The sequence below is a fragment of the Ponticaulis koreensis DSM 19734 genome, from assembly GCF_000420665.1.
GTDB classification, from domain to species: Bacteria; Pseudomonadota; Alphaproteobacteria; order Caulobacterales; family Hyphomonadaceae; genus Ponticaulis; species Ponticaulis koreensis.
Window position 1 is genome coordinate 591,903 of the sequence record NZ_ATVJ01000001.1, and the last position, 18,783, is coordinate 610,685.

Genomic DNA, 18,783 nt, shown 5'->3' on the forward strand with positions numbered 1-18,783 from the left:
TAGTATTTTTTCTGCAATTAGTGAGTTGATCGCGAAACTGTACGCGTTTAATAGCCTGCACTAAAGATGTAGCGAGCCTATCATGAAATCGCCCGGCGGGGCCATTTGGCGAGGCTTGCATTGGGGGAGTGCAGCAAGGCGCGTTCGAATAAATCGAACAGCGACAAACTCTTCCACGACAGAACTGAGCGCGGTGCCTGCCTGTGTAGTATCCGCCTCAAAACAAACGACGCGGTAGTCCCTTGTATTGCCGTCTCGTAGGAGAGTCGGCTTCCGGCGCTCCGAGGTCAGTCTCTTTTTCCCCTGTGCAAGGGTTGAGAGTCTGTCTTTTCTTTCCCAGAAGACCTGAAGGCGGTCGGTTTCCGACCGCCTCTTTTTCTGGCAAAATTGCGCATAGTGCGACCTGCATAGGTGCGACACAATCCTGCATAGCTCCCCCGAAAAATCTGTGTTCCAAATGAGAACGACAGTGTTCATGGGCATTTTTTAAGCTTTTTTATAGCGAAATCCGATAAAAGTATGAGGTTTGCGAGCTTTCAATCACTTACATGCTGTGATCATATGCCTTGCTTGAGTCTCGGTACGGAATGTATCGGGCTCGTTATAAAAGACGAACCCGAACCAACTGGGACAAGAAAGAAAGACGGACGAAAGACATGACGACGAAATTTCCATTGCGTACGAAACGGAAAATGGAGACGCGCCTGAAACTCGTCAGGTCTGCCCGTCACCTGTTTCTGAACAAAGGCTACGACAATACGACTCTGGAAGAAGTTGCGGAAGCCGCTGGCCTGCACGTTCAGACACTTTACCGTCACTTCGGTACGAAACAGGATCTCGCAAAAGCAGGCGATGAATACTGGCTTCGCCTTTTCGAAGAAGCGATCAGCAAGCGCGACGCGTCTCAAAGCACATTTGCGTTCTGGCGCAACTGGATGTCCGAAACCGTTGATACGCTTCTGGAAGACGCCGAGGCATTTCGTTCCCACCTTCGCATGAGCTATTCAACGCCAACCATTATGGGCGCGACACTCGCGATCCGTGGCGCGTATGAAGATCTTCTGACCAAACATCTGGCGAAAGATTTCGGGATGCCGTTTGAAGGCGTGACAACACCGCGTCTGGTTGCGGGCATGCTCATGTCGGGCAACCACTATGTCCGAATGAACTTCAAAGACCATGATACAGACCTGAAAGCTGAAACACTGCAGGTCATCGATACTGTCACTGAAATGTTCTCCGATCTGGTGAAGGCACCCGCGAAAGCTCCGAAGAAAGTCAGCGCTGAATCTACACCGGCCTGAGCGCGTTTAAAATCACTGGCACACCTCCCGCGATTATGCATAGTTCACTCTAATAAAGAGAGAACATAATCCGTGGGAGGATACCTTGAACACAACCGAGACGAAGGGCGTACTGCGCCCAAAGCTGATCGCTGGAGCATGCTTTGCGGCGCTGCTTGCGCTTGGCGCATGTAATCCGACAAGTTCGGAATCCGCGCCAGCCGCTGTTGAACACACCGAAACCCATGAAAGCCGCTTCTCTGAAGAAGGCCTTCAAAACCTGGACGACGCGATGCGTCAGGCGGTTGAATCCGGCGAAGTCATCGGCCTGTCTTATGTTCTGGTATCCGGCGAAGAAGAAGTCGCACGTAATTATTTCGGTCTCGCCTCAACTCAAAGCAACGCGCCGATTCAGGAAGATACGATCTACCGCATCTACTCCATGTCCAAGCCAATAACCGGCGTTGCCATGATGATGCTGTGGGAACAGGGCCTGTGGGACCTCGACGATCCGGTCACTGACTACATTCCGGAATTTGAAAATCTGCGCGTTCTGGACGGCATGAATGAAGACGGCACACCGCGTCTTGTAGATGCGGACCGCCCGCCAACCATGCGCGAAGTCATGAGCCATCAGGCTGGATTTGCTTACGGTCTGGGCGGCACGGACATGGCAAATGAAGCCTTCCGCGAGCGCCGCATCCTGCGAGAGCCGGATCTGGATTCCTTCATTGATGCAGTCGCTGACGTTCCCCTGCTCTTTCAGCCGGGCGAAAATTGGTATTACAGCGCAGCCGTCGATGTGCAGGGCTATATCGTCGAAAAGCTATCAGGCCAGCGCTTTGGTGAATTCCTCGACGAAAACATTTTCACACCGCTGGGCATGGACGATACCGGCTTCTTCGTTCCGGAAGCCGATTATGACCGCCTGTCTGATGTTTTCACCTTCAGTCAGGAATATGATCGACTGGTAACTGTCCCGACGCTCGAAACGCGTTTCCGTGAAGATACGGTACCTATGGAATCCGGTGGCGGCGGCCTCGTCGCGACACTCGATGACTATAAGAATTTCTGTCAGATGATGCTCAATGGCGGCGAACTGAACGGCCACCGCATTATCCGCGAAGATACTGTCGAGCTGATGCGCACAAACGTACTCGGTCCGGACATGGAGCTCTGGTCCAACGGCAATGCGGGGCGCGCAACAGGCGCTGAAGGCCATGGCTTCGGTCTTGATTTCGGCATCGTTATGGACCCGTCCGCCACAGGTACAGGACAAGGCCCTGGAACATATTACTGGGGCGGTGCTGCCGGAACATGGTTCTGGATCGACCCTGCCAGTGACCTCTATTTCATCGGCATGATCCAGCTGTTCGCAGGCGACCCTGAATCGCAGTTTGACGCGCGCGGTGCGAGCCGTGAAGCCGTCTATAATGCTCTGGTCGAGTAATCAGCCAGCTGGCAAATTTACCTAACTTGACATTCGTGTAGTTAAGTATCACAAATTCAATGGCAGGCTGGCAAAGTGCGCAAAAGCGCCGCCAGCTGCCAACTTACTTGAGGAGTCAGAAAGGCGAAAATGCCTTTCGCGGGAGGATACACATGAAGGCTTTGTTTTCAGCCGCTGCAGCGATGGCGCTGCTGGCCGGCTGCGCGACTGCGCAATCAACCGGTACAGCGACAACAACCGCGGCAGCACCAGCTGTTGCTGAAGAAAGCGCTCGTCCAGACCTGAACGGCGTCTGGCGCGTCAACAATCGCGCTTACTACGACCTGGAAGCACACCATGCACGCCATGCTATGCAATTGCGTGAAGGCCCATACGGCCCTCTGCCTGATAGCCGCGTTGTCGCACTGGGCGCCATTGGCGCGGTTCCAGCGGGCGAAAGTGTCGTAAGCACTGGCGACATTCCATATACAGCGGACGCACTCGAGCGGCGCGATGCGAATTTTGAAAACTGGATTGATCGCGACCCGAATATCAAATGCTACCAGCCGGGCGTTCCGCGCGCGAACTATATGCCATTCCCGTTCCAGATAATCATGAATGAGGAACAGGGCCAGATGCTGATTGCTTACGAATATGCTGGCGCAGTTCGTAACGTCTTCCTCGGCGAAGATCCGGGCGAAGCGCCAGTCGATAGCTGGATGGGTCAGAACTACGGTTACTGGGACGGCGATGATTTTGTAATCGAAGTCAAATACCAGAACGGTCAGACATGGCTCGACCGCGCAGGCAACTTCCTGCCATACGGCGCCGAAGTCACCGAGCGTTATTCCCGCATCGACGACAACCACATCCGCTACACTGCGACAATCGTCGAGCCGGAAACCTACACAGAGCCGTGGGAAATCTCCATGGTACTCTACCGTCAGATCGAAGAAGACGCTCAGATTCTTGAATTCAACTGCGTTGAATTTGTTGAAGAACTTCTTCACGGCCACCTGCGCCGGGAGCCGCTTGACTAATGAAAGCGCTCAAACTTCTTACAGCCTCGGCGGTAGCGGGTCTTCTCGCTGCCCTGCCGGGTGCGATGGCTCAAGATGGCCCAGCCCCGTGGGACCCGGACTATGAGCCTCCGCGTATGGAAGACGGCACTCCAAGCTTTGCCGGTGTGTGGTCAAAGGCATCCCTTACCGTTCTGACACGCGGACGCCAGTTCTCCGATCTCGTGATCCCGCCTGCCATGGCGCAAGCGATCGAGTCCGGAAACGCTGCCGCAACAGAACGCGCCAATGCAGCACGCGATCCTGATGAAATACGTCAGGCACCCGAAGCGGGCGGCGCTGGCGTGGGCGGCTATAATCGTTTCTGGATGGACCCGGGCAATGCACTTGGTGTGATTGACGGTGAATACCGCTCATCCTGGATTGTTGATCCGGCAGATGGCCAGATCCCTTATACAGACGCGGCCCGCGAAGAAGCTGAAAACGCCATTTCAAACATGCGTAACAGCTTCTCTGATCCGGAAGTCCGCTCTGCAGGTGAACGCTGCACAGTCGGCTTTGGCTCTACAGGCGCGCCGCCTATGCTGAACGTGCTTTACAACAACCACATTCAGTTCTTCCAACAGGACGACCTGATCGTCATTCTCGTGGAAATGAACCACAACGCCCGCATGATCCGCATGAATGCGGAACACCGCGGTCCGGAAATGCGGGAATGGCTTGGCGACTCCATTGGCCACTGGGAAGGCGATACGCTCGTCGTGGAGACAACCAATTTCCACCCGGATAACTCTATCCGCACGGCTATTCGTCACGAGCTCTATTTCGAGCCGGATACAGTCGTGGAAGAACGGTTCACACGTGTGTCTGACGATGTGATTCACTATGAATTCACCGTCACAGACCCTGATCTGTTCACACAGCCTTGGCGCGGCGAGATGCCGATCTGGGCGGCTGAAGGTCCGATCTATGAATATGCCTGCCATGAGGGCAATTACTCTTTGCCGGGCATTCTGGCTGGCGCACGACGCGAAGAACGTCTGGCAGCGGAAGCTGCTGCAAACGGAGGTGGCGGGGAATAGACCTGCCGCTTTCAGAGATGGCTAAACCGGTGCGCGTTTCATCAACGCGCGCCGTGCATCTCAGACTATGATAATCAATTTAGGGAGCGCGACATGACATCACCGTTAAAAAACCTGGTTTCTAAGGGCGCCATTTCCATGCTTGTGAGCGCGATGGCGCTGGCTGCTTCCGCACAGGACGCGCCGCCTGCATGGGACCCGAACTATGAACCGCCTCGCATGGAAGACGGCACGCCAAGCTTTGCCGGTATCTGGTCGAAAGCATCCCTCACCGTGCTCGAGCGTAGCCCACAATTTACCGATCTTGTTATTCCGCCGGCAATTGCTCAACGGATTGAACAGGGTCGTGCTGCGGCGACCGAAGCAGCTAACGCACCACGTGACCCGAACGAGCTGGAAGCCCCGGAAGCTGGTCAGAATGTTGGCGGCTATAATGCGTTCTGGACAGACCCCGGCACTGCGCTCGGCGTGATTGACGGCGAGTATCGCTCGTCCTGGATTGTCGACCCGGCTGACGGACAAATTCCGTACACTGAAGCGGGCCGCGAAGAGGCTTTTTCTGCGCGTCAGGAAGCACGTGAAAACTTCGACGATCCGGAAATCCGCATGGCTGGCGAGCGTTGCTCCGTCGGCTTCGGTTCCACGGGTACGCCGCCAATGCTGAACGTGCTCTATAATAACCACGTCCAGTTCTTTCAGGATGGCGACACAATCCGCATTCTGGCGGAAATGAACCACAATGCCCGCATCATCCGGATGAACACAGAGCACCGCGATCCTGAAATGCGCACATGGCTTGGCGATTCCATCGGGCATTGGGAAGGCGACACGCTTGTCGTGGAAACGACCAATTTCCATCCGCAGAACTCGGTCCGTTCGGCCATTCGCCACTATCTGTATCTACAGCCGGATTCTCTTGTCGAGGAACGCTTCACCCGCGTGTCTGACGACGTGATCCACTATGAGTTCACGGTGACTGACCCGGACCTGTTCACCCAACCATGGTCTGCTGAAATGCCGCTCTGGGCGGCTGAAGGCCCAATCTACGAATACGCCTGCCATGAAGGGAACTACTCTCTTCCAGGCATACTTGCTGGCGCGCGTCGTCAGGAAGCCCTCGCCCGCGAAGCTGCGAGCGAGAACAGCGGCGGCGAATAATTCGCCGTACGCTATGAACGGAGCTGACCCGACAAAAGAGGTTAGCCCGTTCGACACGAGTTAGGGAGGATATGTCGTGCAATCGGCATTAAAGAAACTAGCCGCAGCCACTGCGCTTACCGCAATGACGGTAACTGGCGCCGTGGCCGCCTCGGCACAGGACGCGCCAGAAGCGTGGGATCCGAATTACGAACCGCCTCGCATGGCAGACGGCACACCAAGCTTTGCTGGTGTCTGGTCCAAGGCCTCACTCACCGTTCTGGAGCGCACGCCGCAATTTGCCGACCTGATGATTGCGCCAGCCGTGGCGCGCGCCATCGAAAACGGTCAGGCTATGGCGATGGAAGCCAGTCAGGGCCCGACTGATCCCGATGCACCTGCGCCGGAAGCAGGTCAGGATGTTGGCGGATACAATACGTTCTGGATGGATATGGGCGACCGGATCGGTGTGGTGAACGGAGAATACCGCTCCTCATGGATCGTTGATCCTGCAGATGGCAAAGTTCCGTATTCAGAAGAAGGCCGCGCGGCAATGGCAGAGGCCATGAGCCGACGCAGCTTTGATGACCCTGAAGTTCGCTCAGCCGGTGAACGTTGCACTGTGGGCTTTGGCTCTACGGGCGGCGCGCCAATGCTGAATGTGCTCTACAACAACCACGTTCAGTTCTATCAGACCGAAGATGTCGTTTCCATTCTGGTCGAGATGAACCATAATGCGCGTATGGTCCGGCTGAATGCCGAACACCGCGCGCCTGAATTGCGCCAATGGCTCGGCGATTCCGTCGGACACTGGGAAGGCGACACACTCGTCGTCGAAACAACCAATTTCCATCCTGGAAATCTGATCCGCGGCGCGATCCGTCATCGCCTCTATGTTGAGGAAGACACTGTTGTCGAAGAACGTTTCACACGCGTAGCGGATGACGTCATCTTCTATGAATTCACCGTCACCGATCCGGACCTTTACACCCAGCCATGGCGCGCAGAAATGCCGCTCTGGGCGGCTGAAGGCCCGATCTATGAATATGCCTGCCATGAGGGAAACTATTCTCTGCCGGGCATTCTCGCCGGCGCGCGACGTGAAGAACGTCTGGCCGCCGAAGCCGCGGAAAGCGGTGCGACTACGAACTAAACCAAAATCTGCCCGTCGGCCCGTCGCATCAGTCTGATGAGCCGCCTGCAACAAGAATAAAAACGTCATAGCCCGGGGAAAAACAGCAATGACATCACGCCTGACCAAATGCCTTACGGCGACCATCAGTATCATCGCACTCGGTATGTCCGGTGCTTCGGCACAAGACGGCCCAGAACCATGGGACCCAAATTATGAACCGCCGCGCATGGAAGACGGAACACCAAGCTTTGCTGGCGTCTGGTCCAAAGCGTCAATCACATCAATCGAGCGCAGCCCGATGTTTGATACTCTGGTCATTCCGCCGGAAGTCGCAGAAAACGCAGAAGAAATGCGTCGCCGCATGCTTGAAGCGCGGTCACAGCCAACCAACCCCGATGAAGGCGCACCTCCGGCTGGCGCAGGTGTTGGCGGTTATAACTCATTCTGGATCGATGCTGGCGACCGCCTCGCAGTCGTCAACGGCGAATACCGCTCTTCATGGATTGTTGATCCAGCTGACGGCCGCATCCCGTATTCCGAAGAAGGTCGCGCGGAGATGGAAGAAGCCGTCGCACTCGCCTGGCACAATTATGACAACCCGGAGAACCGCTCCGCAGCTGAACGCTGCACAGTAGGCTATGGCTCAACCGGCGCACCTCCAATGTTGAACGTGCTCTACAACAACCACGTCCAGTTCTTCCAGACCGAAGATCTGATCGTTCTGCTCGTCGAAATGAACCACAACGCTCGCATGATCCGGATGAATGCTGAACACCGCGGGCCGGAAATGGCGCAGTGGCTCGGGGATTCCGTCGGCCACTGGGAAGGTGACACGCTGGTTGTGGAAACAACAAACTTCCATCCGGATATGAACCAGCGCTCGTCTCAGGCGCAACGTTTCTATCTGCAGGAAGATACAGTGGTTGTTGAACGATTTACGCGCGTCGCCGATGATACGATTTTCTACGAGTACACGGTCACCGACCCGGATCTCTTCACTCAGCCATGGAGTGCTGAAATGCCTTTATGGGCTGCAGAGGGGCCAATTTACGAGTATGCCTGCCATGAAGGCAACTACTCGCTGCCGGGCATTCTCGCTGGCGCGCGTCGTGAGGAACGTCTCGCGGCTGAAGCGGCTGCCGAAGCAGATGGTGGTCAATAACAAAACGCAGTACAACTGACTCATTCAGTTGATATTCATACTGGTCATGATATTAAACTAACATAAAGTGGCCCGCACACTTATAATCTGGAGGCAACGTACATGATTAAAATGGGGAAAAAGACACTCGCAGCATTCGGTACAGCGACAGCTGTAGCCCTGATTGCTGGCGCATCCTACGCCCACCACGCTTTCTCTGCCGAGTTTGACGCTGACGCGCCGGTTCTGCTGGAAGGCACAGTAACCCGCGTTGAGTGGGTGAACCCGCACACATGGATTCACATCGATGTGGAGCAGGAAGATGGCACAACCCAGCCTTGGATGGTTGAAGGTGGTACGCCAAACACTCTGCTGCGCGCTGGTCTGAACCGCCGCACGCTGTCACCTGGTACAGACCTCGTTGTTCGTGGTTACCAGTCTATCGACCGCCTTTGCGCGCCAGCTTGTAAAGCAAACGGCCGTGACGTGACCTTCCCGAACGGCGAACAGATGTTCGTAGGTTCTTCAGGCACGGGCGCTCCGGATGATGGCTCTGACCCAGGTCAATAAGACCAGCTCTGATCTCATCTGAAACAATGCCGCCTCTGGTTCACACCTGAGGCGGTTTTCTTTTGCCTGATCTAAAACCGTCGTAAACAAAGAAGCCCGGACCAATCGGCCCGGGCTTTCCGATTTATGACTAAGTCTAATCGCCTACCAGAAGGCAATCCAGCGACCAGAGATCGCCACAGAAAGCCATAGGAACATGCTCATCATGCTAACAAATCGCATGCTCAATGGCTGAGTTTGCACTGCGCCCATACCAATCCAGGAGATCACGCCGGCGATATAAGACACCAGCATCATACCAAGGATGGACGGGTGGAAGAATGCAGCAATCCCCATCGCGTTGAGGTCAAGCTCATGGAAATACTGATAGTCGATCCGCGCCAGCAGGAATGCCGCGGAAATCAAAGCACCAACGACAACCAAAAATCCCGGTACTGAAATATACATGGGCAGAGAGCGTAATTTCTCGACCTTCTCATTCTTCAGATACATCGGCGCGGTGATAAAGCCCACGATGAGCAGCATCAGAATAAGATAGGCCTGACGAGCCGCGAAACGCCAGTCGGTCAGCTCAATCCATGCATACCAGAAGACCAGCATCGAGATCACGAGACCAACAATCGCGACCGGCGTGAACTTACCATTGTTCCGGATGACGCTGTCGCGCGTCGTGAAGGTGAAGACGAGCGCCGAGAACAAGCCTGCCATTTTCAGCCAGAATGGCGGACTGTTATAGATCCGCATCACTTGCCCTAACCCAAGCATAATGCCTGAGATGATCAGAGCGATTGCTGCCCCGACAAGGAACGGGTGCATTTTCCGGTTCAGTTCGACAGGTGAACGCGCCGTTACGCCCGGGCCAACAACTCGAAGGTCTGCCAGCAGAATAGCGCCGCCCAACAGAGACAATGCAACAAGGTGCACGCATCCCGCCATCGGCGTAAAATACCATGCATCTTTTACAAATCGCGCCGCAGGCCCCTGGTCGGTTGCCCGGAACAAAGGTTCAATATTATCAGAGAAGAAATCGGCATTGCCTGCGAGTTGGTAGATCAGATCAAACAACATCAGTGGCCTCCCAGCTGCGGACAATCAGAGAAGAAGTAGAGGAAATCGCCTTCATTGAACGTCGCGCAATGGAACCAGTCACCATACGCGATAAGACGTCCGAGACAGACGACGATCACCCAGCTCGAAAGTGACAGCCCGGCGATCACGCGCGCACTCATAGGCGGCTTTTCAGCATTGTCCCACTTCGCCTGACCGTGCTGAACCCGGAAGTGAAACACCATGATGTTGATCATCGCGAGCGCGATCACGATCAGTTTCAGCCGGAAATACATATTGTTGTAATAGGTAAGTGGCTTGGCGTAGAACAGAACAACGCCCGTGATCATCAACACCGCAAAGCCGATCATCGTCAGCGGAAGAATGCGCTTTTCAATCGCCGACACCGGCGTGTTCTTGAACAGCACACCGAGCAATCTCAGATCGACCATGATGATGGTCCCGACAAACAGCATTAGCGTCATGATGTGTGTCGCTTCAATCGCAGACCAGACCAGGAACGACTCCCGTAAGGCGACACTTAGCTGCTGACCATCCAGCCACAGCATTAAATCTCTCATTCAGTACCCTCCCCGTTTATTTGATCCTCGTAGACTCCTCCATCACGAAACAGGGTGGCTTCGTCATAGAACCCGTAAGTCAGGAGTGTAATCTCGACATCATCCGCCCCGCGGTTTTCAAAAAAGATGCCGTGAATTCCGTCATATGGCGCGACATAACTCCCTCGCGCGCCTGTACCTGCTGAGATAGCAAAGCTGTCGGACACCTCTTCGCCGTCAATCATCGCATCGGTGTGGAAGTCGTATTCAACTTCAGCCGTTGCAGACCAATCGAACAGAAGAGATTGCCCTTCTAGCAGGTGGTACTTGTATTCAAAATTCTCATAAGGCGCGATCGTCCAGACCTGACGGTCGGAGCGGATATCGGCCTCACCTGCCTCGTTATAATTCGTGGTTTCCATCTCTTCATTGGAAAGGGCCATCAGGCCTGATGCGCGGCCGAAACCTGTCGGGTCGACACCGAACTCTGCTGGCAGAACGGCCAGCACAAGCACGACTGCCGCGACAATGATGGAAAAGAGAAGCGGAAGCAGAGTTCCGCGCGTGGTCTCATTCATCTCAGAAACCTCCTGACTGAATGAAAGCGAAGGAATGCTGGCCGAAAAGCACAAAACCCAAGGTCATGAGCAGAACGTTCGCGTACCAGGCCTGTTGTTCGAAACCGCGCGCCTGACGCCAGATGTTCAAAAGACTGACAATGAAGATCAGCACCAGAACCTGGCCGAGTTCGACACCGATATTGAAGCTGATCATATTGGCGATCAGCCCCTCTTCTGAGACAGAGAGCGCCTGCAGCTTAGTCGCGAGGCCTGTGCCATGCGCGAGGCCGAATGCCGCCACCGCCCATTTCGGGTTTACCCGCAGCGCACCCCAGTTCCTGAAGCCGCCAATATTATCATACGCCTTGTAAACGACAGATAGGCCGATGATCGCATCGACCAGATACTCATTCGCGTGAAAGCCGCCCAGCACACCGCCGAGCAGCGTCAGGCTGTGGCCAATCGTGAACAGGCTCACATAAACCAGGATATCTTTGAACTGGCGCAGAAAGAAAACGACGCCAAGCAGGAAGAGCACATGGTCAGTGCCCGTCACCATATGTTTGGCGCCGAGATACAGGAATGGGATTGGCGCGAATCCGGAAATCGACTCGATATAGCGCGCATTCTGCTGCGATACGTCATGTGCGAATGACGGAAGCGCAAACAGTAAGCAAATCGCGAGGCCTGTCAGCGCAAGACGCCAGACAGCCTGTCGATCATAGCCATAAGGGGACGAAAGAGCGTTCATCGAATTCTCTGAATATCCATGGCGTAGCGCTGGTGGCAGGCAAGGCACACGCGATAGACCTGACCGCCTGCATCAAACAGCTCTTCTTCGTCGCGCGCTTCAGCAGCCGCGCGCACGCGCTCAGCTGCTACAACCAGCCCTTCAGAGATCGCGATCCATTCTTCATCGTCACCTGCAAACTCCTCAGACTGCAGACGACGCGTTTGCGCAATCAGATCATCTGTCGCCTGAATTACGACAGCCCACTCTTCATCGGTTTCCGGGAAAAGAGATTCTTCTCCCTCTTCGGTGAGAATATATCCGGCATTGTCCCAGATACCGTCGGCCGTTTCATCCATTTCCTCGGACATAAACGTGGCGACAGCCGACATGCGCGCTTCGATCTCGGCTTCTTCGTTGTTGCCGCAGGCAGAGAGCATCAAGGCCCCGCCGAGTGCGAAAATCGCAAGGTTAGATTTTTTCATTTTTATTCTTCCTTCCCAGTCAACCTGAAAGCGAGGAGAGCATTCCCCGGCATCTGGCTGAAACCGCTATAGCCGGACTGTACATAAAGCATGTCACCGGCGAGGAACGGCCCGGCATTATCAATCGCGCCGCCATGGGCGGAGATCCCGTTCACCGTTTCAAATTCTCGAACCGTGTCATATTCCCAAAGGCGCTCACCCGTTTCCGCATTGAATACGAACAGGTTTCCATCCAGCGCGCCAATGACGACCAGTTCGTCGGTAGACGCAGGCGTCGCTGAATATCCGTAAGAGAAAGAACAGTCCGGCCAGGGCTCAGTCTGCTCGTTACGCTCCGCGTAAGTGATCTCACACCCGCGCTCAGCGCTCACCGACCAGAGCAAGTCTCCTGTATCGAGATCGAGCACATAGAGCCCCGGTTGTGGGTTATATTCGGCCGGGTCCATCGGAAATTCCGGATCGGCCGCAGGCGCATAAACGCGGCCATTGGAGACGGTTACCCCCCAGTGTACACCGCCGAGAGCAGACCCTGCAGAGATTTTCCGCGTCCAGACGAGTTCGCCCGTAGCCGCATCAACGACATGCACATCGCCGGATTTCTGACCCGCCACGACGACCTCGCGGCCATCGGAGAGCTGCGTGAACGTGACGCCGCCGCCAAAGTCATAGTCCGGCCCTTCAGGTGTCGGGCAGTTTGGACCATCAGGACGGAACGCCGAGCAGGACATGTTCCACGTGTCGTGATCCCAGGCCTGATACACCCAGAGCATGTCTCCGGTTTCAAGGTCGAGTGCGATCAGCGCATCACTTGTTTCTGTCGCCGGCAGTGACGTGTTTTCGCCGGTACCAATGTAAACCCGGCCGTTCTCGAGATCGACGGCAGGCGTCGCCCAGACAGGCGCTCCGGAAGGACCCCATTGCTGGGTACCAACAGACGACACACCAGTCGGTTCCGCGTCCGGTGTCATATGTGTCGTCCAGAGGATCTCGCCGGTTTCCATGTCCAGTGCATGCACGCCGCCATGGCCTTTGCAGCATTCAAAACGCGGATCCATGGCCCGAGGCGCATCATTGTTCGACATAGGAACAATCAGGCGATCACCTGCTGGTACCACACCGCCTGTGCCCATGGATGTATTGAAAAGCGCAGCTTCAGTTGACCAGAGCGCTTCACCGGTTTCGCCGCGATAGGCGTGGACGGTTCCAATAGCATCCATCACGAAAATAGCTGGTGCGCCGCCGACTTCGCCAAGCGACACAGCAGAACGCATCGGGCGCTCCGTCTGATTATGCCATTTGATACAGCCGGACTGACGGTCAATTGCAAAGAGGTGACCGGAGGTCGCAGCTGTGAAAATCGTGTCTTCGGTTACGACAGGATAGGATCGCATGTCGGACGTACCCGGCATGCCGAATGCCCAGGCGAATTCAAGCCCATCAACATTCTCCGCCGTCAGGGAAGTCGATTGAGACCCGAAATATCGCTGGTTGTTCGTTGTTACGCCCCACGACCGGACGTGGACGGTATCAAAATCAATATCAGTGTTTTCACACTGCGCAGCCTCTGAGACGACAGTGCCCGCTTCACCCGCAGGGGAAAGATAATCGATCAGGTCAGCAATTTGCGTACGGTTCAGGCCCGTCGCCATATCGCGCATTTTGCCCTGCGTGACAGCATAGCGAAGGAACGGTCCGCTCATATTCTGAAGATCAGCGAGACTCGGCATGCGTAGGTCTCCGCCTGCATCATGACAGTCCGCACATCGTTCCTGATACACGAGTGCGCCCGGATGCGGCGTCTCTACGCGCTGTTCAACAGCCACCGTTTCAGCAACAGAATTATCCACATTATCGGAAGACGCGGTCTCGGTCTGGACGCATCCTGCCAATACCATCAGCGAAATGCCGCCTAGCAATATTCCCGCAATTGGGGTCGTTCCGCGCTTTGCTGGCATTTGCACCAGACTTCCTCCCGTTATGGCTGAGGCTCTTTCGGCCTCTATCTCTTATAAACATTGCTATATCAGAGAAAAAAATAGTCAACTATCCTAAACTGCCACAGGCTAGATAACGCGCTCTGAATCAGGGGGCTCCGGGGAAGGCAAAACTCAGTCAAGCCAAGTTTTACTTTGCACTTTGAACAGTCATGCTACACGAAACCGCATTAGACGAATACAGGACACCTGTATTCATCGGGGAAACACGAAACAAGCAAGTAAGGAGACGCCCATGCAGATGGACTTTGACAATTTATTCTCGGTAGCCGGCAAAACCGTGGTCATCACAGGTGGTTCACGCGGTATTGGCGAGATGATGGCTGCAGGCTTTCTGAAAGCTGGCGCGAAAGTCATTATTTCATCCCGTAAGGCCGCTGCATGCGAAGAAGCTGTCGAGCGCCTGAAAGCGTATGGCGACGATGTCGGCGCAATCCCGTCTGACATGTCCACTATGGACGGCGTCAATCACCTCGCTTCAGAACTGGCAAAAGTCACAGACAAGGTCGACGTGCTTATCAACAATGCTGGTGCAGCATGGGGCGCACCGATTGATGAATTCCCTGAAATGGGCTGGGACAAAGTTATGGACGTGAACGTCAAAGGCGTTTTCTTCATGACCCAGAAACTGCTTCCAATGCTCCGCGCAGCAGGCACAGCAGAAGATCCAGCACGCGTCATCAATATCGGTTCTATCGATGGCCTGCGCACACCAAAAATGCTCACACCATCTTACAGCGCATCCAAAGCAGCCGTTCATCACCTGACACGCGTTCTGTCTGCGCACCTGATTGGCGACAACATCACTGTGAACGCAATTGCACCGGGGCCATTCCCGACATACATGCTGTCCACAGGTGTTGGCTTTGGCGGCAAAACCGAAGGTGACGACGTAGACTGGGGCGCAATCGGCGCGCAAAATCCAGCTGGCCGCGTCGGCGCGCCATCAGATGCCGCAGGCGTAGCGATCTTCCTGTCATCTAAAGCTGGCTCTTATGTCGTCGGCCAGACAATTGCACTGGATGGCGGCATTGTTGCGACCTGCTAAGGCCTGACAATCTCATCAAACGAAAAGAGCGCCCCTCACGAGGCGCTCTTTTTTGTTGGGATCGCTGGCGTTCTAACTCGCCAGGAGACGCTTCACAAAGCCGTCTGCCTGCTCTTTCAAGCGGCGGGCTTCCTGAATAGCGCCATCCGCCTGATCACCGATACGGCGCGAAGACTGGCCGGTTTGCTGGGCGATGCTCGCAACTTCGCCAATGCTCGCAGATACCGAACCAGCTGACTGCGCGGCGCGGTCTACATTGCTGGCAATCTCTTGCGTCGATGCACCCTGCTGCTCCATCGCGGCCGCAATCGCACCGGAGATGTCGTTCAGCTTCACAATCAAATCGTTGAGGCTATCCGAAGAGTGAGACACGCTGCCAACCGATGTGCGGACGCGAGATATCTGGTTAGCAACAGATTCCGTAGCAGATGCTGTCTGTGACGCCAGCGCTTTCACCTCGCTTGCAACCACCGCAAAACCCTTACCGGCATCGCCTGCTCGTGCGGCCTCAATCGTGGCGTTTAGAGCAAGAAGATTTGTCTGTTCAGCAATGTCGGAAATCAGGCTGACGATGGACTCAATTTCTTTCACGACACTCTCAAGATCTTCGACCTCGCGAACTACATTGCTGCCCGCGGTCTCACCGGTTGCTGCAATGCTGGCAACCTGATTTACCTGCTGAGAAATATCGCGGATTGTTGCAGACATTTCTTCGGTTGCACCTGCGACTGCCGTAATATTGCCCGCTGAATCTTCGGTCGCGTGCGAGACTTCACCTGCACGGTTGCCTGTGTCTTCTGCTGCCAGCACAACCGTGTCGGATAGAGATTTCAGTTCAGCAATGACGTCTGTCAGAGAGTTGATACCGCCAGCGACCTCCTGCTCAAACTGACTAGCAATTTGTTGCAGCGTTTCCTGCTTTTCCTTCTCCGCCTGCTTGCGTGCAGCAACCTGCTCTTCTTCAAGCTGACGCGTGCGAATCAGGTTGTCTCGGAAGACCTGTAGCGCACGGGCAAGGTCTGAGACTTCATCTTTGCCTTCACCGGCGTCGACACGAACGTTGGTATTGCCTTTGGCAAGCTCCTGCGTCGCATCACGAATTTTCGAAAGCGGGCGAGAGACCACACCATTGAACAGGAAGCCTAAAGCGACTGACGCGAGAATAGATACAACGGAAGCAATCACGGACACGATCAGGATGTTGCCAAGGCCCGTCATACTCTGCTTGGACAGGTCCGCAGACTTCGCCGAGATATCCGTCAGAACGGCCTCAATTTGCTCTACCACCTGAGCCTGACGGCGACGACCTTCGCCTTCGCTTTCCAGTGCGCGGGCATAATCGATCGTCTCCAGACGACGCATCAGCGTAAACTGCTGTTCCATCCAGTCCTGAGCATATAGCTCCCAGCTGGATTTGACCGAACGAATTGCCGCGGCCGCAGCCGGATCAATTTCAGAGAACCTCTCTGCGACATGATCAAATTCAGCCGCGAGCTGAGGGGTCTCTGCCAGAAACGCCTCGCGGTATGTCTCATCAGACGACAGAAGATACGCGTTCGCCGTGAGCGCATGCTGGCTAAGCCCACTTTCAAGGCTGGAAAGGCTGCGCACAGCGCTATTGAGTTCTTCGTTCACGACGGAATCGCGGCGTACACTGTCAGCGAAGAAGAATATGGAAAGACCAGTCGCCGCACAGATCAGCGCGATGATCGCAAATGCGGCTGCGGCTTTCAGGGTAACAGACAGAGACTTCAACATATCAAGACCCCTGATACGCACGGCGTCGTGCGAGTTCGCTTAAATTTACTTCAACGGTACCCGCGCCAATCGGCGTACCATTCCGGTCAATCGTCAGATTGACCTGAGTCAGCCAGACACCGACGTCATCATTGAATTCAGGCTCATCAATGAAAACCGCGCCCGTACCTTCGGGGAAGGTACGCTGGAACTTGGCCTCATCTCCTTGCCAGAAGTCACTCGTAACGCTGCTCTGCGCCACGTTCAGACCATGCCGGTCCATTACAAAGATTTCGCTCAAAAGACCTTTGGAAGACGCCTGAGCACGCAAAAGAAACGTGGATGCCGAACCACCAAGAGCAGCAGTAATAACAGGTTGCGGACCATCGGTTGTTGTTTCTTCCCGCCAGCTGCGATCAAGCGCGTCGATCTCAGCCTGAGAAATGTTTCCACGCACCTCGTTCTGGTGATCGATCGCGTGCAGCACCACTGGCGAATTGAGCAGCATTTCAAGCTCGGCAATAAACGCCCCGTCGATAATATCGATTGGTGGAGCCTCAGGTGCCGTCTGGGCGATTGCCCCGCCTGCCGCGCCCAGAATGAAAGCGCTGATTGCAAGAGAGCTGGATAGTTTTTTGCTTAACATGGGGGGGTCCTTAGTACAGCTCAATCTGGGCCCGGAAGAGCACAGAGTCGGCATCGCCACTGCCATAAGAAGGGCTGTTATCGTATTCAGTATGAGCAACGTTCACCATCAGGCGGACATACTTATCGAGATACCAAGTACCGCCAAGAATATAGGTGTCCTGAGAGCCACCATTCAGCGCAGCATCTGAAAGGTCCGCCATGTCATAGCGAGCAGACAGCTGAAATGCGCCATGACCGCCATCATGGATAGACTGGTCGATGGATGTGCGGCTGAACAGGCTGTTACGATAAACACGGTGACCGCCCCAGACATAAGACGCATCCACATAGAATGCTTCTGCCTGCGGGTTGCTCGTGCAGAGCGTTGGCGGGCAATCAATCTCGGTGACGCCATACTCGCTCTGCAGCGTGAAACCGTCATTAATGTAAGCCGCTTCAACGCCAAGGAAGAGATCACTCTCGGCTGTCCCGCCCACACGAACCGTACGAGGCGCAGAAATACCCAGCGGGCGCTGCGAGTAAGAGAACAGGCTCTGGTCGTTTGAATCGCGATAACGAAGCGAACCGCCAAGATGCAGAATGCTTTCATCAGCGAACGTATTCGTCCAGGCCAGACGTGCCGACGCTCCGAACAGATCGATATCTTCCACGACATTAGCGTCCGGACCATAGACAGCACCTGAAAGGTGAATGTCGCCAAACGCCTTGTAGAGACCGATACCCAGCGAACGGCCGATGCCGTTCATGCGTGAAACCGACGATTGCTCCATGAAGGTCGTCGCATAAAGAGACGATTGCTGCTCCAGACCATTCATGATCTTGAAGTTGCCAACCCGCACGGTCAGGTCATCTCCAAATTGCACGAACAGGTCACGGATAAACACGTCGCCGTTTTTAATGTCGAAATTGCTTTTGAATTTATAGCCGTTTGCAGACCCGCCGACATCTACACGAAACAAGCGCAGATTTGTGCCGTCGACGACGTTGTTTCCGCCTACGGAAATATTCTCGTAATCGAGGAAGGCGTGCGCGCCCAGCTTAATATTCAGATCATCTGCGGAAGCCGAGAAAGTCAGCGCGAGGCAAGACGAACATAAGAGAAAAAATTTATTCATTGGGATACTCAGAAAGTTATGTTTGTTTTTTCTGATCGTACCCGAATAGAATTGAGACCTTGT

General features: G+C 54.9%; 18 protein-coding genes. 9 read left to right on the forward strand and 9 right to left on the reverse strand.

The annotated features are described in order from the left end of the window. The first annotated feature begins 656 nt into the window (after positions 1 to 656). The 8 genes from G523_RS0103195 to G523_RS17735 all read left to right on the forward strand — a co-directional run bounded on the left by G523_RS0103195 (position 657) and on the right by G523_RS17735 (position 8,796). Complete coding sequence (locus G523_RS0103195; RefSeq protein ID WP_022693581.1) at positions 657 to 1,304, forward strand: TetR/AcrR family transcriptional regulator; 648 nt, start codon at positions 657 to 659, stop codon at positions 1,302 to 1,304. A gap of 85 nt (positions 1,305 to 1,389) precedes the next feature. Next, positions 1,390 to 2,733 (forward strand): serine hydrolase domain-containing protein, encoded by a 1,344-nt coding sequence (locus G523_RS17730; protein WP_022693582.1) that lies wholly within the window; start codon positions 1,390 to 1,392, stop codon positions 2,731 to 2,733. Between the two features lie 152 nt (positions 2,734 to 2,885). Continuing rightward, positions 2,886 to 3,752 (forward strand): hypothetical protein, encoded by an 867-nt coding sequence (locus tag G523_RS0103205; RefSeq protein WP_022693583.1) that lies wholly within the window; start codon positions 2,886 to 2,888, stop codon positions 3,750 to 3,752. Next, positions 3,752 to 4,813, forward strand: coding sequence for a hypothetical protein (locus G523_RS0103210; RefSeq protein ID WP_022693584.1), 1,062 nt, complete (start codon positions 3,752 to 3,754; stop codon positions 4,811 to 4,813). Before G523_RS0103205 ends, G523_RS0103210 begins: the two co-directional genes overlap by 1 nt. 93 nt (positions 4,814 to 4,906) lie before the next feature. After that, entirely contained in the window at positions 4,907 to 5,971 is a 1,065-nt protein-coding gene (locus tag G523_RS0103215) for a hypothetical protein (protein ID WP_022693585.1), read from the forward strand. A gap of 76 nt (positions 5,972 to 6,047) precedes the next feature. Then, on the forward strand, positions 6,048 to 7,103 hold the full coding sequence (locus G523_RS0103220) for a hypothetical protein (protein WP_155802572.1): 1,056 nt from the start codon (positions 6,048 to 6,050) through the stop codon (positions 7,101 to 7,103). Positions 7,104 to 7,191: 88 nt separating this feature from the next. Next, positions 7,192 to 8,247, forward strand: a complete 1,056-nt coding sequence (locus G523_RS0103225; protein WP_022693587.1) for a hypothetical protein — start codon at positions 7,192 to 7,194, stop codon at positions 8,245 to 8,247. Positions 8,248 to 8,349: 102 nt separating this feature from the next. Continuing rightward, a complete protein-coding gene (locus G523_RS17735; RefSeq protein WP_022693588.1) occupies positions 8,350 to 8,796 on the forward strand; it encodes a DUF6152 family protein in 447 nt (148 codons plus the stop codon). A 144-nt stretch (positions 8,797 to 8,940) separates the two neighbouring features. On the opposite strand, the gene G523_RS0103235 is transcribed toward G523_RS17735, so the two are convergent. The 6 genes from G523_RS0103235 to G523_RS0103260 are packed head-to-tail and all read right to left on the reverse strand — an operon-like array spanning position 8,941 to position 14,133. Beyond that, positions 8,941 to 9,864, reverse strand: a complete 924-nt coding sequence (locus G523_RS0103235) for a DUF6644 family protein (protein WP_022693589.1) — start codon at positions 9,862 to 9,864, stop codon at positions 8,941 to 8,943. Further along, positions 9,864 to 10,424, reverse strand: a complete 561-nt coding sequence (locus tag G523_RS17740; RefSeq protein WP_155802573.1) for a DUF6644 family protein — start codon at positions 10,422 to 10,424, stop codon at positions 9,864 to 9,866. The genes G523_RS0103235 and G523_RS17740 overlap by 1 nt, the downstream gene beginning before the upstream one ends. Beyond that, on the reverse strand, positions 10,421 to 10,981 hold the full coding sequence (locus G523_RS0103245; RefSeq protein ID WP_022693591.1) for a hypothetical protein: 561 nt from the start codon (positions 10,979 to 10,981) through the stop codon (positions 10,421 to 10,423). Before G523_RS0103245 ends, G523_RS17740 begins: the two co-directional genes overlap by 4 nt. A 1-nt stretch (position 10,982) precedes the next feature. Further along, the gene (locus tag G523_RS17745; protein ID WP_022693592.1) at positions 10,983 to 11,714 is read right to left on the reverse strand and encodes a HupE/UreJ family protein; all 732 of its coding nucleotides are present in this window, start codon (positions 11,712 to 11,714) and stop codon (positions 10,983 to 10,985) included. After that, positions 11,711 to 12,178, reverse strand: coding sequence for a hypothetical protein (locus G523_RS0103255; RefSeq protein ID WP_022693593.1), 468 nt, complete (start codon positions 12,176 to 12,178; stop codon positions 11,711 to 11,713). The genes G523_RS17745 and G523_RS0103255 overlap by 4 nt, the downstream gene beginning before the upstream one ends. Positions 12,179 to 12,180: 2 nt before the next feature. After that, on the reverse strand, positions 12,181 to 14,133 hold the full coding sequence (locus G523_RS0103260; RefSeq protein ID WP_022693594.1) for an outer membrane protein assembly factor BamB family protein: 1,953 nt from the start codon (positions 14,131 to 14,133) through the stop codon (positions 12,181 to 12,183). A 280-nt stretch (positions 14,134 to 14,413) separates the two neighbouring features. Between G523_RS0103260 and G523_RS0103265 the strand changes: the two genes are divergently transcribed. Beyond that, a complete protein-coding gene (locus tag G523_RS0103265) occupies positions 14,414 to 15,220 on the forward strand; it encodes an SDR family NAD(P)-dependent oxidoreductase (protein ID WP_027441411.1) in 807 nt (268 codons plus the stop codon). Between the two features lie 72 nt (positions 15,221 to 15,292). On the opposite strand, the gene G523_RS0103270 is transcribed toward G523_RS0103265, so the two are convergent. The 3 genes from G523_RS0103270 to G523_RS0103280 are packed head-to-tail and all read right to left on the reverse strand — an operon-like array spanning position 15,293 to position 18,720. After that, on the reverse strand, positions 15,293 to 16,978 hold the full coding sequence (locus G523_RS0103270; protein WP_022693596.1) for a methyl-accepting chemotaxis protein: 1,686 nt from the start codon (positions 16,976 to 16,978) through the stop codon (positions 15,293 to 15,295). A gap of 1 nt (position 16,979) precedes the next feature. Continuing rightward, the gene (locus G523_RS0103275) at positions 16,980 to 17,603 is read right to left on the reverse strand and encodes a hypothetical protein (protein ID WP_022693597.1); all 624 of its coding nucleotides are present in this window, start codon (positions 17,601 to 17,603) and stop codon (positions 16,980 to 16,982) included. 10 nt (positions 17,604 to 17,613) lie between these two features. Beyond that, positions 17,614 to 18,720, reverse strand: a complete 1,107-nt coding sequence (locus G523_RS0103280) for an OprO/OprP family phosphate-selective porin (protein WP_022693598.1) — start codon at positions 18,718 to 18,720, stop codon at positions 17,614 to 17,616. Positions 18,721 to 18,783: the final 63 nt, after the last annotated feature.

What these genes read in the sequence shown, in the direction of transcription:
- G523_RS17745 (WP_022693592.1), bottom strand. Translation starts at nt 11,714, where the DNA reads ATGAACGCTCTTTCGTCCCCTTATGGCTATGATCGACAGGCTGTCTGG.
- G523_RS0103215 (WP_022693585.1), top strand. Translation starts at nt 4,907, where the DNA reads ATGACATCACCGTTAAAAAACCTGGTTTCTAAGGGCGCCATTTCCATG.
- G523_RS0103255 (WP_022693593.1), bottom strand. Translation starts at nt 12,178, where the DNA reads ATGAAAAAATCTAACCTTGCGATTTTCGCACTCGGCGGGGCCTTGATG.
- G523_RS0103210 (WP_022693584.1), top strand. Translation starts at nt 3,752, where the DNA reads ATGAAAGCGCTCAAACTTCTTACAGCCTCGGCGGTAGCGGGTCTTCTC.
- G523_RS0103275 (WP_022693597.1), bottom strand. Translation starts at nt 17,603, where the DNA reads ATGTTAAGCAAAAAACTATCCAGCTCTCTTGCAATCAGCGCTTTCATT.
- G523_RS0103195 (WP_022693581.1), top strand. Translation starts at nt 657, where the DNA reads ATGACGACGAAATTTCCATTGCGTACGAAACGGAAAATGGAGACGCGC.
- G523_RS0103225 (WP_022693587.1), top strand. Translation starts at nt 7,192, where the DNA reads ATGACATCACGCCTGACCAAATGCCTTACGGCGACCATCAGTATCATC.
- G523_RS0103280 (WP_022693598.1), bottom strand. Translation starts at nt 18,720, where the DNA reads ATGAATAAATTTTTTCTCTTATGTTCGTCTTGCCTCGCGCTGACTTTC.
- G523_RS0103235 (WP_022693589.1), bottom strand. Translation starts at nt 9,864, where the DNA reads ATGTTGTTTGATCTGATCTACCAACTCGCAGGCAATGCCGATTTCTTC.
- G523_RS0103205 (WP_022693583.1), top strand. Translation starts at nt 2,886, where the DNA reads ATGAAGGCTTTGTTTTCAGCCGCTGCAGCGATGGCGCTGCTGGCCGGC.
- G523_RS17740 (WP_155802573.1), bottom strand. Translation starts at nt 10,424, where the DNA reads ATGAGAGATTTAATGCTGTGGCTGGATGGTCAGCAGCTAAGTGTCGCC.
- G523_RS0103270 (WP_022693596.1), bottom strand. Translation starts at nt 16,978, where the DNA reads ATGTTGAAGTCTCTGTCTGTTACCCTGAAAGCCGCAGCCGCATTTGCG.
- G523_RS0103245 (WP_022693591.1), bottom strand. Translation starts at nt 10,981, where the DNA reads ATGAATGAGACCACGCGCGGAACTCTGCTTCCGCTTCTCTTTTCCATC.
- G523_RS0103265 (WP_027441411.1), top strand. Translation starts at nt 14,414, where the DNA reads ATGGACTTTGACAATTTATTCTCGGTAGCCGGCAAAACCGTGGTCATC.
- G523_RS0103260 (WP_022693594.1), bottom strand. Translation starts at nt 14,133, where the DNA reads ATGCCAGCAAAGCGCGGAACGACCCCAATTGCGGGAATATTGCTAGGC.
- G523_RS17735 (WP_022693588.1), top strand. Translation starts at nt 8,350, where the DNA reads ATGATTAAAATGGGGAAAAAGACACTCGCAGCATTCGGTACAGCGACA.